The 17,958-nt window shown below is 38.3% G+C and carries 10 protein-coding genes, 1 tRNA gene and 2 rRNA genes; 9 read left to right on the forward strand and 4 right to left on the reverse strand.

The features are described from left to right. Window positions 1-174 precede the first annotated feature (174 nt). The 9 genes from tkt to P0092_RS21580 all read left to right on the forward strand — a co-directional run bounded on the left by tkt (window position 175) and on the right by P0092_RS21580 (window position 11,268). Window positions 175-2,163: a transketolase gene (tkt, locus tag P0092_RS21540; protein WP_004618226.1), complete on the forward strand. Its 1,989-nt coding sequence runs from the start codon at window positions 175-177 to the stop codon at window positions 2,161-2,163. 206 nt (window positions 2,164-2,369) lie between these two features. Continuing rightward, a complete protein-coding gene (locus tag P0092_RS21545) occupies window positions 2,370-2,840 on the forward strand; it encodes a DUF2975 domain-containing protein (protein WP_004618225.1) in 471 nt (156 codons plus the stop codon). 15 nt (window positions 2,841-2,855) lie between these two features. After that, window positions 2,856-3,089: a helix-turn-helix domain-containing protein gene (locus P0092_RS21550; RefSeq protein ID WP_004618224.1), complete on the forward strand. Its 234-nt coding sequence runs from the start codon at window positions 2,856-2,858 to the stop codon at window positions 3,087-3,089. 32 nt (window positions 3,090-3,121) lie between these two features. Continuing rightward, window positions 3,122-4,690, forward strand: a complete 1,569-nt coding sequence (locus P0092_RS21555) for a DUF4153 domain-containing protein (protein ID WP_004618223.1) — start codon at window positions 3,122-3,124, stop codon at window positions 4,688-4,690. A 22-nt stretch (window positions 4,691-4,712) separates the two neighbouring features. Further along, complete coding sequence (locus tag P0092_RS21560; protein ID WP_004618221.1) at window positions 4,713-5,117, forward strand: hypothetical protein; 405 nt, start codon at window positions 4,713-4,715, stop codon at window positions 5,115-5,117. Window positions 5,118-5,212: 95 nt separating this feature from the next. Then, window positions 5,213-6,496 carry an ATP-binding protein gene (locus P0092_RS21565; RefSeq protein WP_004618219.1) on the forward strand — a complete coding sequence of 428 codons (1,284 nt, stop codon included), beginning with the start codon at window positions 5,213-5,215 and terminating at the stop codon, window positions 6,494-6,496. Between the two features lie 130 nt (window positions 6,497-6,626). Next, window positions 6,627-7,847 (forward strand): M14 family zinc carboxypeptidase, encoded by a 1,221-nt coding sequence (locus P0092_RS21570; RefSeq protein WP_004618217.1) that lies wholly within the window; start codon window positions 6,627-6,629, stop codon window positions 7,845-7,847. Between the two features lie 366 nt (window positions 7,848-8,213). Then, window positions 8,214-8,681: a MarR family winged helix-turn-helix transcriptional regulator gene (locus P0092_RS21575; protein ID WP_004618216.1), complete on the forward strand. Its 468-nt coding sequence runs from the start codon at window positions 8,214-8,216 to the stop codon at window positions 8,679-8,681. 103 nt (window positions 8,682-8,784) lie between these two features. Next, a complete protein-coding gene (locus tag P0092_RS21580; RefSeq protein ID WP_004618214.1) occupies window positions 8,785-11,268 on the forward strand; it encodes a YhgE/Pip domain-containing protein in 2,484 nt (827 codons plus the stop codon). Window positions 11,269-11,537: 269 nt separating this feature from the next. Here the strand turns inward: P0092_RS21580 and helD are convergent, their stop codons facing one another. The 4 genes from helD to P0092_RS21600 all read right to left on the reverse strand — a co-directional run bounded on the left by helD (window position 11,538) and on the right by P0092_RS21600 (window position 17,845). Then, window positions 11,538-13,820 carry an RNA polymerase recycling motor HelD gene (gene helD / locus P0092_RS21585; RefSeq protein ID WP_004618210.1) on the reverse strand — a complete coding sequence of 761 codons (2,283 nt, stop codon included), beginning with the start codon at window positions 13,818-13,820 and terminating at the stop codon, window positions 11,538-11,540. Between the two features lie 152 nt (window positions 13,821-13,972). Further along, a 5S ribosomal RNA gene (rrf, locus tag P0092_RS21590) occupies window positions 13,973-14,089 on the reverse strand. A 111-nt stretch (window positions 14,090-14,200) separates the two neighbouring features. Next, window positions 14,201-17,253 (reverse strand): 23S ribosomal RNA (locus P0092_RS21595). Window positions 17,254-17,769: 516 nt separating this feature from the next. After that, window positions 17,770-17,845: transfer RNA gene (locus P0092_RS21600), tRNA-Ala, on the reverse strand. Window positions 17,846-17,958 lie beyond the last annotated feature (113 nt).

Raw genomic sequence — 17,958 nt, forward strand, 5'->3', positions numbered from 1 at the left:
TTTTAATAATATATGGTATGAATCACTATCCATATGCAAACACTTAATTATAGCTGTTAAAAAATTTTTGAAATATTTTATTGCATAACTATAATTTTTTGTAATAGATAATCATTTTTATATATTTTTGTGTTAATATGTTTAATGTAATAATTATATTGGGGAGGACTAATAATGAGCATGATAGACACAGCTTCTATTAACACTATAAGGGTGTTGGCTGCAGAAGCAGTTCAAAAAGCATCTTCAGGACATCCGGGTTTGCCACTGGGTGCAGCACCTATAGCCTATACAGTTTGGGCAAAACATATGAAACATAATCCTAAAAACCCACAATGGCCGAATAGAGACAGATTTGTACTCTCAGCAGGTCATGGTTCAGCAATGCTTTACTCAATGCTGCATGTGTTCGGTTACGATGTTTCAATGGAAGATTTGAAAAATTTCAGACAATTTAACAGTAAAACTCCTGGACATCCTGAATACGGACATACACCGGGCGTTGAAATTACAACAGGACCTCTTGGTCAAGGTGTTGCCAATGCAGTTGGTATGGCAATGGCTGAAGAGTTTATGGCTGCCAAATTCAACAAGGACGGCTACAAAATAGTTGATAACTATACTTTTGCATTATCAGGAGACGGCTGTCTCATGGAAGGCGTTGCAAGCGAAGCAGCGTCACTTGCAGGTACCTTAAAACTGGGCAAGCTTATATTACTTTATGACAGCAACAATATTACTATAGAAGGAAATACCGACATAGCTTTCACAGAAGATGTTGCAAAACGTTTCGAAGCATACGGTTGGCAAGTACTTAAAGTTGAAGACGGAAACAGTGTTGAGGACATAAGTGCAGCAGTTGCAAAGGCAAAGGCTGACACAAGCGCACCTTCAATTATTATCATTAAAACTCAAATCGGTTACGGCTCACCAAAAGCAGGAAGCTCATCTGTTCACGGCGAACCTCTTGGAGACGAAGGACTTGCAAAGACCAAGGAATTCTTGGGAATGTGCAAGGATGACTGCTTTAATGTTAATGATGAAGTTTCAGCTTACATGAATGGAATTATTGATTCAGGTATAAAGGCTGAAAACGAATGGAATGAAATGTTCAAGAAATATGCTGCTGAATACCCGGGCCTCGCAAAGGAATGGGACATGTGGCAGAATGACAGCTATGAAGAAATGCTTCTGAACGATGAAGCTTTCTGGAAAGCTGAACCTAAGGCAAATGCAACAAGGGCTATTTCAGGAAATCTTATAAATTACCTGTCACAAAGAATCCCTAACCTTGTTGGAGGTTCTGCTGACCTTGCACCATCAAATAAGACTGCTATGAAAGGTGTTGGAGACTTCTCAGCTAAAGATTACAGCGGCAGAAACCTTCACTTTGGCGTAAGAGAACACGCAATGGCATCTATAGCAAATGCAATGGCTGTATACGGCGGATTAAAACTGTACTGTGCAACCTTCTTTGTGTTCACTGACTATTTAAAGGGTGCTATGAGACTTTCAGCACTAATGAAATTACCTGTTACTTATGTAATGACTCATGACAGCATTGGTGTAGGTGAAGACGGACCTACTCACCAACCAATTGAGCAATTAGCTTCTGTAAGAAGTATACCAAACTTTATTGATTTCAGACCTGCTGATGCAAACGAAACAGCTGCCGGTTGGTTTACAGCTATTACTAACCCTTCATCACCTACTTGTTTGGTATTAACAAGACAGAACCTTCCTGTTCTTGATATCGACGGAAAAGTAGCTTTAAAGGGTGCTTATACTCTGTTGGATTCAAAAAATGCTACTCCTGAAATCATTCTGATAGCTTGTGGCTCAGAAGTACACATTACTCTTGAAGCCGGCAAACAGTTGCAAGCAGAAGGCATTGATGCAAGAGTTGTAAGTATGCCTTCAATGGAGCTCTTTGACAGACAGTCAGCTGATTACAAGGAAAGCGTACTTCCATCATCTGTTGCTAACAGAGTGGCAGTTGAAGCAGCTTCCTCCTTCGGATGGCACAAATATGTTGGACTAAAGGGCGAAGTAATTTCCATAGATACTTTTGGTGCTTCAGGCCCTGCAGACCAGTTGTTCAAACACTTTGGCTTCACAACTGAAAACGTTGTTGCAAAGGCAAAAGCTGTTTTGGCTAAATAATTAATTCTAAAAAAATAAATAAAAAACAACCCGTGAAAATAAGATTTATTTCCACGGGTTGTTTTTTATTTCAAAATAATACTGAATATCGAAAAGTATTTATCATTATTTAATACTTTTTTATTGACAAACAATAATAATAGATGTATATTACATTTGGATAGCGGTAAAATAAATATATTAAATAAAAAAGGTGTGAATTATTTATGGGTTATCAGATACTTGGAAAAAGAGGTATAAGTCAGCTTATGGAAGTGCTCTGCACAGTGTTTCAGATTTTTGGCGTTATATTAATTATCACCTTGCCATGGACACTAAACTATTACCTTCTTTTAAAAAATACAACAGTAGAACCTAGAATATACAATTCCATGATAGTACTTTTAGTAATATCCGGTGTATGTGCTTTTACAATATTAATGCAAGCAAAAAAAGTTTTGCATAATATTAATTCAAAAAGCCCCTTTACATTTGATACGGCAAATAGAATCAAATACATCTCCTACCTGTGTTTGCCTATAGCATTTGCATATATAATTGGCATATTCTTTATCCCGTCGGTGTTTGTTGTTCTTGTAGGACTGACCTTTTTATTTTTAGCTGCCTGCATATTTATAATTGCTGAGTTGTTCTATCAGGCAGTTAATTATAAGCAAGAAAACGACTTGACAATATAGACAAGGAGAACCACTATGCCGATTATAGTAAATGTTGATGTAATGCTAGCAAAGAGAAAAATGAGTTCAACAGAACTAGCTGAAAAAATAGGTATAACCACAGCCAACCTATCAATATTAAAAACCAACAAGGCCAAGGCCATTAGATTTTCAACTCTTGAGGAAATATGTAAGGCGTTAAACTGTCAGCCCGGTGATATCCTTGAATACGTACCAACCGATGAAAAAACCGCCCAAAAAGACGAATAAATATATTTTTTATTAACGAAAGGAGTCTTAAAATGGAAAATAAAAATCAAATATCAGGAGCTTCAGCCTCTCCATTACCACCACCTTATTACGCAAGTTATGTTCCAAGAAATAAAAGACCCGAATATCATGAATTCAAATCACGTGTTAGCTCTTCCAAAGGATTGACAATATCAATTTTGAGTATTTTATTATCAATCCTGTTTTTAGAAACGATTTTTTTCCAATCTCCGGGGATAGCTGCTCCAATATATCTTGCAGCGTTTTATTGCAGCATTTATTACTTTTTCAGAGACAATGCTGCGCCTCTTAATAAAACAGCCGTAATTTTGACCATACCGGCAATGCTAATGGCAGTAAGCTTCTTTACTCACTACAATCCAAGTACCAGATGGATTACCTGGCTTACGTTAATAGGAATTATATGTGTGCAGCTTATTCTTCTTGGCAATTTTCAGATAAACAGCTTATTTTCACCGGATACATTTGTCAAAGTTATTTCAAACCTATTTGCAAAGCCTTTTACAAACATTCCAATGCCCTTTCACTCTTTTAGAACCCTCAAAAACAAGAAATCCGCCACTACTAAAAACATTTTGTACGCAGCAATAGGCATCGCTGTGGCTATCCCTGTTACAGCAATACTTATGAGCTTATTTGTTCAGGCAGATGCGGTATTCGCTGCTTCAGTAAAATCATTTAAGAATTTTATAGGTTTAGACATTAACAGGATGGCTACAGAATTATTCTTGGGAATTCCGGCAGGTATATTTCTTGGAGCTGCACTCCTTGGCTTAAAATATGAAAAGCATACGGAAAAGCCCGTAAAAAACTTGGGTAGCTGTATAGAACCTGTTATTACCGGTACTTTCTTAACCATCATAAATATATTCTTAATAGCATTTGTAGGCTTTCAGTTTATGTATCTCTTCGGGGGCTTAGACAATATAAAGACCTCAGGAATAAGCTATGCAGAATATGCAAGACGGGGCTTCTTTGAATTATGTACTGCATCAGCAATAATATTCGCCATTGCACTTTTCGTCATCGTTATGACTAAGAAAAAAAATGAGAAACTTTCTATATGGGTAAGCCTCGGAACAGTGATTCTGTGTGCAGGTGATGGCGTATTACTTATATCTGCAGTTAAGAGAATGTTCATTTATATAAGTGCTTATGGCCTGAGTATCAAACGTGTACTGACACTTTGGCTTATGGCAGTAATTGGCTTTTGTTTGCTATGGATGATAATAAAGTGCTTTAAAATCAAGTTGGATGTTACAAAATGGATAGGAATGACTGTAATCGTAAGTGTTTGTATATTAAGCCTTACTAACATTGAAAAAATTATTGCACAATACAATGTAGACAGCTATCTTAAAAATCCTGACGAACCATCAGTAGTACTTTATTTGAATCATTTATCTTATACAGCTGCTCCACAACTGGAAAAACTACAGGATTTGACACCTCAACAAAAAACAGAAATTAGCTTTAGTGATCTGGTACAAAAGAAAAAACATCAGCTTTCTGCCCGAAACAAACTATACGGCTTTACATTGGACAGCATTGAGGCATCAAAAGTACTCAGTAAGTATTAGTTGTTTAAGGAGATGAGTTATATTGAATAAAAAAAGTACTGTTATATTGGGCCTATATGATTTATTTTTAGCTATAGCGGCTATTTTCATTGGAATACAAATGCTACAATCCAATAGTGGGATATTCTCTGAATATCCTACTGAGTGGCTTTGTAAACTGCCTTTTAATAGTTGGGTTCAGCCGGGTATAATTGCAATTCTTGTGTTTGGAGCAGGAAACATTTTTTCCTCAATCATGTGTCTTAAAAACAGTCCTAATAAATCCTGGCTGTCATCAGCTTTAGTTGGATTTCTTCTATTAATATGTGTAATTGCTCAGGTGATAATTCTGGGAGAATGGTACTTGCCTTCTGTTGAGTTTTTTGTCGCCGGAATACTACAAATTATCCTAAGCGGTTATGTTTTAATTTCAAAAAAAATATCATAGCTATATAATTGTTCAATTAACTGCTTTTTTATTGACATACCCTATAGTCAGTGCTATAACAGTAATAAAACATAACTAGCAAAGGAACTGCACTTATGTATATAAACACAAACGAATTAATCCTGTATAAGTATTTTTACCAGCCTGATATTTTTGAAGACCTTTCGTGGGTTATAAACAATTATCAGAGCAAAGCTTATTCAAAAGAAAATGTAAAGTCAAGACTATACGAGGGTTTGCATAAATTAATTGAATTTTCAGTTGAACATGGGTTTAGCGGTAATTTGTTTCATTGTTACCTTACTTATGTTCTAATTACCAATGAAAATGCCTTTTCACGGTCATGTGAAGTATCTGAAAAGCCAAGGGGTACAATAAACGAACTGGCATTGAATGATTTTATTATAATAAAAAATTTATATGACTTTGATTTATCCTTAATTGACGATGTCCTGCAAACCCAGTCTTTGAACATCATTAAAGCTTTTATCCCATCAGATACAGATAAAAATAATAGTCTGCCCTGTTTTAAAGAACTCGTAAATAATCTGGCATCATGTGAGAATGAGCATGCCTTTTTTGAAATAATAACCGACTTTTACAAAAATTTTGGTGTGGGGAACTTGGGATTAAACAAAGCCTTCAGTGTTATACACTGTGATAAAACTATTGAACTTAAACCTATTACAAATACAGAGCAAATACATCTTAATGACCTTGTTGGCTACCAACTTCAAAAGAATGAGCTTATTAAAAACACAGAAGCTTTTGTACATGGACGCAAAGCCAATAACGTACTTTTGTATGGTGACAGCGGCACAGGTAAATCATCAAGTATTAAAGCTATTCTAAACGAGTACTTTAAAAATGGTCTCCGGATGATAGAGATATATAAACATCAAATGAGGGATTTGCCCCTTATTATAGAAAAAATAAAAGACCGAAAATATAAATTTATCATCTATATGGATGATTTGTCCTTTGAAGAATTTGAAACAGATTATAAATATTTGAAGGCAATTATAGAAGGGGGCCTTGAGGCAAAACCTGAAAATGTACTCATTTATGCTACTTCTAACAGAAGGCATATTATCCGTGAAAAGTGGAGTGACAAGAACGACAGGGATGATGACCTTCATACCAACGATACGGTTCAGGAAAAGCTTTCGCTCTCATCAAGATTTGGCTTACCGATTCTGTATATAGCTCCCAACAGAAAAGAATTCCAACAGATTGTTAAGGTACTTGCAGATAAATACAATATTAATCTTCCTGAAGAAGAACTTTATCTGGAAGCAAACCGATGGGAGCTTCGTAATGGTGGTCTTTCCGGAAGAACAGCTCAACATTTTATAACATATCTACTGGGAAAAAAATAATAATTTACATTATAAATAAAAGAACCGATAGAACTTATCGGTTCTTTTATTTTTTAACTTCTGGTCAAAACAATAAATATACTATAAAATAATAGTTATTGTAGTATTATGTCGTCTAATGGAGGTTTTCATGTCTAAAAGAATAAAAGTATTTATACTTGCAATAATCTACACATTAACATCCTTGAGTACCTTTTCAGTACAAGCTTCAAAAGTTACATATTCAAAAACTCTCGAACAAATATATAAAAGTAAGGATGTTTATACGGAAACACAGAAACGGCTTAAAGAATTTAACAAAAATTACAGCAGTATAACATATCTCTTTTCAGCAGGAAAAAGTGTACTAAAGAGAGATTTACAAGTACTAAAAATAGGAAATGGCTCAAAAAAGATTTTTATAAATGCAGCCCATCATCCCAGAGAATACATAGGTACAATACTTACACTTAACCAGATACAAAATTTATTGGAGGCATATGTCGCCAATGGAACTATAGACGGCCAAAAAGTCAGGAATCTGCTTGATACCCAAGTAACCTTTTATTTTATGCCCTTGGTAAATCCCGATGGAGTACAGATATGCGTTAATGGTTCTCCATCCTATTACTTTAACGCTAATAAGGTAGACCTTAATCATAATTATGATGCACTGTGGTTTAAAAAAATTAACTCTACATACTCTACAGGACCTAAAGCCTTCTCTGAGCCTGAAACTCAGGCAGTTAGAGATTTATGCCTCAATATAGAATTTGACCTGACACTTGCATATCATGCAGCAGGAAACATAATATACTGGTATTTTGGGCAAGAAGGAGCAGACAGAACAAGGGATCTGGCTTATGCAAATATGCTAAAGGCCACAACAGGTTACAGTTTGGTAAGCCCCTCCAACTACAAATCGTCCACTTCAGGTTTTAAAGATTGGTGCGTTCAAAAGCTAAAAATTCCTTCCTTTACCCTTGAGATAGGAGGAAAAAGAGGTCTTTCAAAGCCTGTAGAATGGTCATATTACAACACTATTTGGAATGAAAATAAGCTTATCCCCGTCAGAATTGCCAAGCAGCTGATGACACAGAAAAAATTCAACGGTGATAAAAAAACAGCGTTAATATATAAAAACAGTTTATTCCGTCAAGGCCAGATAATATCTTTAGAGGGAAAGCAGTACATTGCTGAAAAAGATATTGTATTACTTGCCGGAAAGATATCGGACGCTCAGAAACAGAAACTTAATCAAACAAGAATTTATATTAACAAAATACCCCATATAAATCTTGAAACCCTGGCAAAATCCTTGAACCTTGTCTTCAGATTTGAAAAATCCTCCAACACGGTTTATATTTCATAGATAAATTGATTTTCATTTCAGGGTAACTACTAAGGTCTGATTTAGATATTCTATCTAAGTCAGGCCTTTTTTTGTTCTAACTTCCCATTTGTTGAAACCGTTACTTTTCTAAGTATTCTAAAATGTCATTTCGTCGATAACAAAATGTACCAATAGAAGACTGTTTTACTTTTGAATTTTTGTGATATTTCACAAAGATTATTTAATATAAATAACGATGATATAAGTATAAATATTAAGCATGAGGAATGTATTTTGTATAAACCGGAATTCATTATAATAAATGGGGATTTACTATCAACTTTGAAAGTAATATATTTGGTATGCAAGATATTTTGAAATTCAAAATATAAGGAAGTGAAAATATTGGATGAAAAGAACAAAAACGAGTTACACCAGATTGGGAGTTTGTTTTATGAATTGCTAGGCAGATTTGAGGTATTAAGCAGCAAAAAGCATTTATACAAAGACCTGAATGAGCTTACACTAATTGAAATCAAAACCATTGTTGTAATTGGCTGCGGTGAAACCAAGAGTATGTCTCAGATTGCCAAAACCCTTGGAGTCAGTTGCGGTACGCCTACAGTAACAATTGACAGATTGATTGATAAGGGCTTTGTTGAACGAATAAGAGACGTAGAAGACCGGCGACAGGTTTTTGTTACATTATCAGGCAGTGGAAACGAAGTCTGCCGAAACGTTAATAATCTGTGGCACAAGGTAGCTGAAAAAATTTTTGGGTTGCTTTCGGATGATGAAAGATTATTATTTCTCACTGTTCTATCAAAACTTAACAGCAACTTTGGTATAGTTTTCGATGCTTTAGTAAATTGAAGCCAATAGGAATAAATGCTTACTCATTTATGTTTACATCATTTTCATCGAAACAAGAATTTTCAAAATGTTAGCAAAAAATTATTTGAAGGAGAGTGAATGCATGAAAGACAAGTTTTTAAACATTAAGCGTCTGGCAGTAATACTTGCAATTATTATCATCCCTATCATGTACAGCTTTTTCTTCCTTGATGCCTTCTGGGATCCGTATAGCAAGTTAGAAAACCTTCCCGTTGCGGTAGTTAATGAAGACAAGGGTGCTACAATAAACGACCAACAGAAAAACGCCGGTCAGGAATTTGTAGATGAGCTTAAAGACAATAAAAGTCTAAAATGGATTTTTACCAATAAGGCAGAAGCTCAAGAAGGACTCAAGGATAGAAAATATTATGCAATGATCCAGATTCCAGAAAATTTTTCAGCAAAGATAGCAACGGCTGAGACAAAGGATAAGCAGCAGGCTGTTATCTCATATCAGCCTCAACAAAAAAGAAACTACCTTGCTTCACAAATTCTAAACAGGGCTATACTAGAACTTGAAATGAATGTATCTCAAAAAGTTACAAAAGAAATGGTTCAGTATATATCCGATGAAAACAAAAAAATGCCCGATCAGCTCACAGAACTTAGTGACGGTCTTAAAAAAATGCAGACTGACGGCACAAGCAAGCTAGAGGACGGTTTAAATACGCTGATTAATAATCAAGTGAAATTTAATGACGGTTTAAATACGCTGAATAACGGCATGGATAAACTGAACAACGGTGCAGATGCACTAGCCGGAGGCAACAATACACTTGCTTCAAAGCAGGATGAATTTGCAAAGGCACTTCATTTAAGTATACCTCAATTACAACAATTAAGTGATGGTTCTAATTTATTCCATAAGAAACTGGCTACACTTGATTCCGGCCTGTTCCAACTCAACTCAGGAGTATCCCAACTAACTACCAAGCTCCCGGAATTAAAAGCAGGTATATCCGCTTACAATCAGGGACTTAAGGATTATACATCCGGTCTTGCAACCTTTGGTCAGGGAGTAGCTCCACTTGGGACACAGCTGCAGCCGCTCAAAAGCGGGTCCACTCAGCTCTACAACAATTTAACTGCATATTCAACTAATATGGAAGAATTTAGTAAAGGAGTATCCCAATATACAGATGGGGTCAAGACTCTGACAAGTACAAATAAGAGTGTTGCCGATGCACTTACAGAATACATTAAAGCACACCCTGAGGCAATGGCTGACAAGAATATACAAAGCATATTGGCTATTTCCCAGAAATCACAAAGCTCCATTGAGCAGCTAAATAAGGCTTCGGATACACTTAAAACAAGTGCAGGTGGTCTTTCAACGGCTTCTCAGCAATTAGCGGCAGGAAGTAAACAGCTAAATGAAGGTGTTTCAAAGTTTGTTGATGGTGCTCCACAGTTAGCAAGTGCAGCACAACAACTTGCAGCCGGTTCAAACGCACTTGTTATCGGTGGAGAAAAGATTTCCGCTGGTATTGATTCACTTAATAACGGCACCACACAGTTGACACAGGGAATTGCACAGGCATCCTCAGGTGCAACACAGCTCAATAAAGGATATTCACAAATTGATACAGGAATCCAGAAGGCCTCCGGCAGCATTTCAGTTGCAGCATCAGCCGCAGCACAGCTTGCAGATGGTGCAAACAAGTTAGGCGCAGGTGCTTCTGAGCTTAAAAACGGTATACAAAAAGCCAGTAATGGCACAAGCGAGCTTAATACAAATGCGCAAAAATTCCTTGACGGTGAGAAAGAATTGCATGACGGAGCAGGCACACTTGATGACAAGGTAGAAGAAGCGTATAAAAAAATAGTTGACAAAGAGGAAGAAGCCAATGATAAGGTTTCAAAACTTGACGGATTGGCTGAATATGTTTCAGACCCTGTAAAGGTAGATGAAAAAGCCGTAGATCCCGTAAGCGATTATGGAACTGCATTTGCCCCCTACTTTATTTCACTCTCACTCTGGGTAGGAGCACTGATTATGTTCGTTATGATTTATCTTAACCCACAGATCAGATTTAAGAAAAAGATTATTAAAAACATGCATATGGATATTAAGTTCCTGATATATCCTGCACTAGGTGTCATAACTGCAATTGGATTAGGACTGGTACTTATTAATGAACTGAAATTAAAGCCAACGCATACAGGTATGTTCTTTTTAGTAATTACTTTAGTATCACTTTGCTTTATATCAATAGTTCAGTTCCTGATAGTACATCTTGGAGATGTAGGTAAGTTCTTTACAATACTTCTTCTTATACTCCAGCTTACTTCCAGCGGTGGTACATTCCCCAATGAATTGATACCGGGCTTCTTTAAAACCATAAACCCATTCATGCCTATGACATACTCAGTTTATGCACTTAAAGAAACAATCTCAGGAAACAACAGCAGCTTCCTTAACCAGAATATATTAATAATCACAGTTATAATGGTTGTATTCCTTGTTGCATCGTTGCTTCTATCAGGTAGAAAGAAGGCTAGGTTAGCTGATGATGAAGGAAGCGAATTTATTCCTAAAAACGAAAATTCATCTATACAGGCTTAATACTAGTGGAGAATTTTTATTGTAATAACTGTATCTACTATGGAATAAATGGCAATAATGATTATAAGTTAATATGAAAGGAGTAATTATATGGGAGACAAAGGTAGTTCCAAAAAAGCCCCAAAGATGTCAAAGAAAGAGGCCAGAGCAGCTAAAATAGCTGCCAGAAGCAGTAAGGTCAGCGAAAACTCATAAAAAAACCTTTCTATTAAAATGAACCCTCGCTTGTGATATAAAGTACTTAACAAGCCGGGTTCATTTTTTTATTATTATCTTAGCAGATTTGAAATTTCTCCTGTATGATAAATACAAAGTTTGTGCAAAGGCCTTGTCATAGCTACATAAAGCAGCTTAATATCAAGGTCACTTTTTGTATAATATTCGCTGCTGGCATTTGAAATAAGTACCACATCAAATTCCAGACCCTTGGACAAATAAGATGGAACCACTACAATACCGCTTTTATATTCCTTCTCATTTCCTGTAATAATACTTATATTTTTATCAGCCTTCTTTATCATAGGCAGTATTTGACTACACTCTTCCATGGTTTTACATATAACCGCTATTGTTTTATGTCCTAGCTTTTTTGCCTGCTCAATCTTTTCAACTATGTCTGCGGCCACATCAGAAATGTCATTCTTCTGAATGTATTCAACGGGTTCTCCATGTCTGATAACAGGTTTGGCACGTACCAAATCCTTATTATCCAGTTTCTCCATAACGTTATTGGCAGCCTCCATAATTTCAACAGTAGTTCTGTAACTTTGCTCCAAGGTTAAAAACTCGCACTTTTTACCCTCAAAAACGTTATTAACAACCTCGTCCCAGTTACGCACCCCTCTGTAAAAATGAATCCCTTGACATAAATCCCCGAGAATGGTAAAAGAACTGTCCTTAACAATTTTTTTCATAACATAGAACTGAAACGCACTGAAATCTTGAGCTTCATCAATTACAATATGCCTGACGGGTATTTTCTCATCCATACCGTAAACCTTATATTTTAGATATATTATAGGTGCCAAATCCTCCTGCTCAATCCCACCGCTATTTAATATATCAAGAGTATACTCTCTAATAAATTTACATGTCTCTTCGTCAGTGTATTTGGCCACAATCCTATTGAAAACCTCTGTATTTTTCATCAAATCAACATAGTATTGGTAGGGACTTAATTTTGGCAGACTGGCTACATAATCCTTGATTAAAGATTTTGCTGCTTTTTCAATCTTCTCTAAAACACGGTCTCTTTTTTCAAAAGCTTCCAGTATACATCTTTGCCTTTCAGACGCATCTGCAATACCAGCCCTTGCCCTTGCTACCTTTTTGTCACATTCAGCATGTATCTGCTGAATAAACTGGTCCTTACTTGTTTTTAACCTTGTTTTAATACTTTTCTTAATCTCATTCATCCTTTGTGCAATAGGCCACATGCCATATTGGGTCAAAAACAAATTATTTAATTCTTCATAGGAAAAAATAACTTTAGTACCAAGAGTAATATCCTTTTTAGGAATAAAAGATAGCTCAATCTCCTTTAAGTATTCATCAATAATGTCTTTGAAGTCCATAGAGGTTTTTAGAATTGAAGAACCTCTTACAAGATTATTATGCATAATCTGCTCCTCTGTCACATTATGATTAACAAACATATTTAACTTTTCATTTGCATCTCTGAGCTTAAACTTTTTCCCTATAAGCTCCATAGAAAACTCCTCAAAAGTTGTTTGCTTAACCCTATCAACTCCAAGTTCAGGTAATACCTCTGAAATATAGTTTAGAAAAAGTCTGTTTGGAGCAATAATCATAAAATTCTCAGGATCAAAACTTTTTTCAAACGTATATATAAGATATGCTATTCTATGAAGTGCAATAGTAGTCTTACCACTACCTGCTACCCCTTGGACAATCAGCGGTTTCCACATTGGAGCTCTTACGATTTTGTTCTGCTCCTCCTGAATTGTTGATACAATTTCTTTAAGTCTGTTTTCTGCATTTGCCCCAAGATATGTTTGAAGAAATTCATCATTTGTTGTTATGTCTATGTCAAAAATTTCGTCGAGACTCCCATTATTAATTGAGAATTGTCTTTTTAAAAGAAGTTCTCCATTAATTATACCATCCGGGCATTCATAGCTTGACGGGCCAAGTCTACCCTCGTAATAAAGGTTTGCAATTGGTGCCCTCCAGTCTACGATAACTATTTCCTGGTCTTCATCCCTGGATAGCGACATTTTTCCTATATACAGCTTTTCTGTCCTATCAGAATCATTTTCCTTATAATCTACCCTGGCAAAATACGGCTTACCTCTGGCAGTATATAAATTTTTAACCTTTAAAGCCAGAGTATCATGCAGCATAGTATTTACCATTATACTGGTATAATCGGCACTACTGTCACCACTCATATGCTTTTGTACACTTTCAAGTTCATTACCAATCTTTTCTCTCTTTTCAAGAGCTTTTTTCAGGCTTTTCTCCACATAGTCCAGAGTATATCTGCACCTTTCAAGCTCTTCCTTATAGGCCGGATGGTTTGCAGCTGACATTGTTATTACCCCTCTCATTTTCGTAAATTTTAAGCAGACTTATATTATATATTTTTAATTAATTATAATCAACTATCCTAACAAATTGCCCAAATCTATTTTCCGAATATAATAACAAAACCTCAAGCTATAAGCTTGAGGTTTTCATATAAATCTGGCGGAGACCTACTTTCCCGGGCCGTTTCCAGCCAAGTATTATCGGCACTGAGATGCTTAACTGCCGTGTTCGGTATGGGAACGGGTGTGGCCATCTCGTCATTTCCACCAGAAAATTATTAGGTACTTTGTACCTTCAGAACTGATTAATGTTATTCTTCTAAGAAGATGTGAAGCTCTCATTGTCTAGTTAAGACCTTCTACTTTTGAATACCTGTTTTCTTTGGGTCAAACCCTCGACCTATTAGTATCAGTCAGCTTAACACATTACTATGCTTACACTCCTGACCTATCAACCATGTAGTCTACATGGGGTCTTACCTATTGCTAGTGGGATATCTCATCTTGAGGTGGGTTTCACGCTTAGATGCCTTCAGCGTTTATCCCTGCCGAACTTGGCTACCCAGCTGTGCCATTGGTATGACAACTGGTGCACTAGAGGTTCGTCCATCCCGGTCCTCTCGTACTAAGGACAGATCCTCTCAAATATCCTGCGCCCGCGACAGATAGGGACCGAACTGTCTCACGACGTTCTGAACCCAGCTCGCGTACCGCTTTAATTGGCGAACAGCCAAACCCTTGGAACCTGCTACAGCTCCAGGATGCGATGAGCCGACATCGAGGTGCCAAACCTCCCCGTCGATGTGGACTCTTGGGGGAGATAAGCCTGTTATCCCCAGGGTAGCTTTTATCCGTTGAGCGATGGCAATTCCACTTTCATACCACCGGATCACTAAGCCCTACTTTCGTACCTGCTCGAGGTGTTTCTCTCACAGTCAGGCTACCTTATGCCTTTGCACTCGTTGCGCGATTTCCAACCGCGCTGAGGTAACCTTTGGACGCCTCCGTTACTCTTTGGGAGGCGACCGCCCCAGTCAAACTGCCCACCTGACAGTGTCCCTAGACCAGCTTATGGTCTCAGGTTAGAGTTCCAGTACTTTTAGAGTGGTATCCCAACGTCGACTCCTTGATGGCTGGCGCCACCAGTTCTCAGTCTCCCACCTATCCTGTACAAAAAATACCGAAACCCAATATCAAGCTACAGTGAAGCTCCATGGGGTCTTTCCGTCTAGTCGCGGGTAACTTGCATCTTCACAAGTACTACAATTTCGCCGGGTACGTTGTTGAGACAGTGCCCAAGTCATTACGCCATTCGTGCGGGTCAGAACTTACCTGACAAGGAATTTCGCTACCTTAGGACCGTTATAGTTACGGCCGCCGTTTACTGGGGCTTAAGTTCATGCCTTCGGGTTTCCCCTAAGCAATTCCCGTAACCTTCCAGCACCGGGCAGGCGTCAGCCCCTATACTTCATCTTTCGATTTAGCAGAGACCTGTGTTTTTGATAAACAGTTGCTTGGGCCTATTCTCTGCGGCCTCAATTGCTTGAGGCACCCCTTTTCGCTAACTTACGGGGTCAATTTGCCGAGTTCCTTAACAACGCTTCTCCCGCTCGTCTTAGGATTCTCTCCTCACCTACCTGTGTCGGTTTGCGGTACTGGTACCTTTAATCTGGATAGTGGTTTTTCTCGTCAGTGTGGAATCTGTCACTTCGGTACTTGTTTTCCCTCCGCATCACGTCTTCGAAACATCCGGCGGATTTGCCTACCGGACTATCTACCTCGCTTGCACGATCTTTTCCAGCTGATCGCTTGACTTATCCTCCTGCGTCCCCACCTCTCTCATAACGATTAACGGTAGTACAGGAATTTCAACCTGTTGTCCATCACTTACGCCTTTCGGCCTCAGCTTAGGTCCAGACTTACCCTGGGCGGACGAACCTTCCCCAGGAAACCTTAGGTTTTCGACGGTAAAGATTCTCACTTTACTCTCGCTACTTATTCCGGCATTCTCACTACTGCTTCGTCCACAAGTCCTTTCGATCTTGCTTCAACCTACAACAGTAAGCTCCCCTACCACCCTCGTGCATCCAATACTATCTCCTAGTACACAGTTTAGCTATGAGATAATTTGACCAAATGTTTTGAATCATTTTTCATATGATACATTTGGTGAAATTACCTAGCTCTATCTTACTTGCTAGGCGATACTATTGGATGCACGCTGATCCATAGCTTCGGTACACAGTTTAGCCCCGGTAATTTTCGGCGCAGGCTCACTCGACTAGTGAGCTATTACGCACTCTTTGAATGAGTGGCTGCTTCTAAGCCAACATCCTAGTTGTCTTAGCAAGCCCACATCCTTTTCCACTTAACTGTGATTTTGGGACCTTAGCTGATGGTCTGGGCTGTTTCCCTTTTGACCATGGGACTTATCTCTCATAGTCTGACTCCCAAGTAACATCATTACGGCATTCGGAGTTTGATAGGGTTCGGTAACCCGGTAAGGCCCCTAGCCCATTCAGTGCTCTACCTCCGTATGATTTTCCCTTGAGGCTAGCCCTAAAGCTATTTCGGGGAGAACCAGCTATCTCCGAGTTCGATTGGAATTTCTCCGCCACCCACAGCTCATCCCAGACCTTTTCAACGGTCATGTGGTTCGGTCCTCCACGAGATTTTACTCCCGCTTCAACCTGTCCATGGGTAGGTCACCCGGTTTCGGGTCTATAGCATGCAACTTAACGCGCTCTTAACACTCGGTTTCCCTTCGGCTCCGTACCTTTAGTACTTAACCTTGCTGCATACAATAACTCGCCGGACCGTTCTACAAAAAGTACGCTGTCGAGCCTTAACGCTCTTCAACTGCTTGTAAACATAGGGTTTCAGGTTCTCTTTCACTCCCCTCCCGGGGTTCTTTTCACCTTTCCCTCACGGTACTGCTTCACTATCGGTCACCAGTTAGTATTTAGCCTTGGATGGTGGTCCACCCTGCTTCCCACGAGGTTTCACGTGCCTCGTGGTACTCTGGATTCTAGCCTGCCTCTTAACATTTCGCTTACGGGACTTTTACCCTCTATGGTCTCAGCTTTCCAGCTGCTCATTCTGCTATGTCTTAAGGATCATTATGCTAGTCCACAACCCCGAAAGATATTGCTATCTTTTGGTTTGGGCTCTTCCGCTTTCGCTCGCCACTACTTACGGAATCTCTTTTGATTTCTACTCCTGTTGGTACTTAGATGTTTCAGTTCCCAACGTCTGCCTTCGTAACACTATGTATTCATGTTACGATGACCGAGTGTTTAACTCGGCCGGGTTTCCCCATTCGGATATCCACGGGTCAATGGCTATTTGCGCCTCTCCGTAGCTTTTCGCAGCTTGTCACGTCCTTCATCGCCTTCTGGTGCCAAGGCATTCACCCTATGCTCTTAGTAGCTTGACCTCTAAAAACTCTACATGCGTCGTCCTACTTCGTCAGATTTCGTGTCCTGCGGTGCTCACATACCTATGTATGCTCCGCTCCTCGGCACTCATCTTTCTTGTATTACTCGCATCTATAGTTTTTATATATCGAATATCTTCGATTGATCAGATTCTCAATGTCAATTACATTGTAATTGATTTAAAGTGATTGTCTTAACCTATCAATGAGTTAATTTCCTAAGAGTTGCATGTTTCCAACGTAAACTGCTTTACGTGTTTCAAAGGATTTCTCCTTCTTCACATGTTACCCTTATTACTTTTTCAGAAAATACATATTTAATATATATCTCTTGTCTTCTCATCTTCTTAAAACGTATTTCAAACTCTTGTTTGAAACGCATTCTTTGAATAACATTATTCAGTTCTCAAGGTACAAACCTCGCAGTTGTTTGTGTTTCCACACTGACTGCGGAGTTTCTATTATACCAGTTTTCATTGTTATGTCAACTGGTATTTTCGGCTTTTTTAAAAGCCATGGTGGAGATAATGAGAATCGAACTCATGACCCCCTGCTTGCAAGGCAGGTGCTCTCCCAGCTGAGCTATACCCCCATAAAAATCAAAGTCCATTCGCATGGGCTTTGAAAACTAAACAGTGATTGTAAAGAAACTCTAAGATAATGATTACCAGTCAAGCGAGCTTCGCTCAAGCTTTTCTGTCATTT

The sequence above is a fragment of the Ruminiclostridium papyrosolvens DSM 2782 genome (assembly GCF_029318685.1).
In the GTDB taxonomy this organism is placed as follows: domain Bacteria; phylum Bacillota; class Clostridia; order Acetivibrionales; family DSM-1351; genus Ruminiclostridium; species Ruminiclostridium papyrosolvens.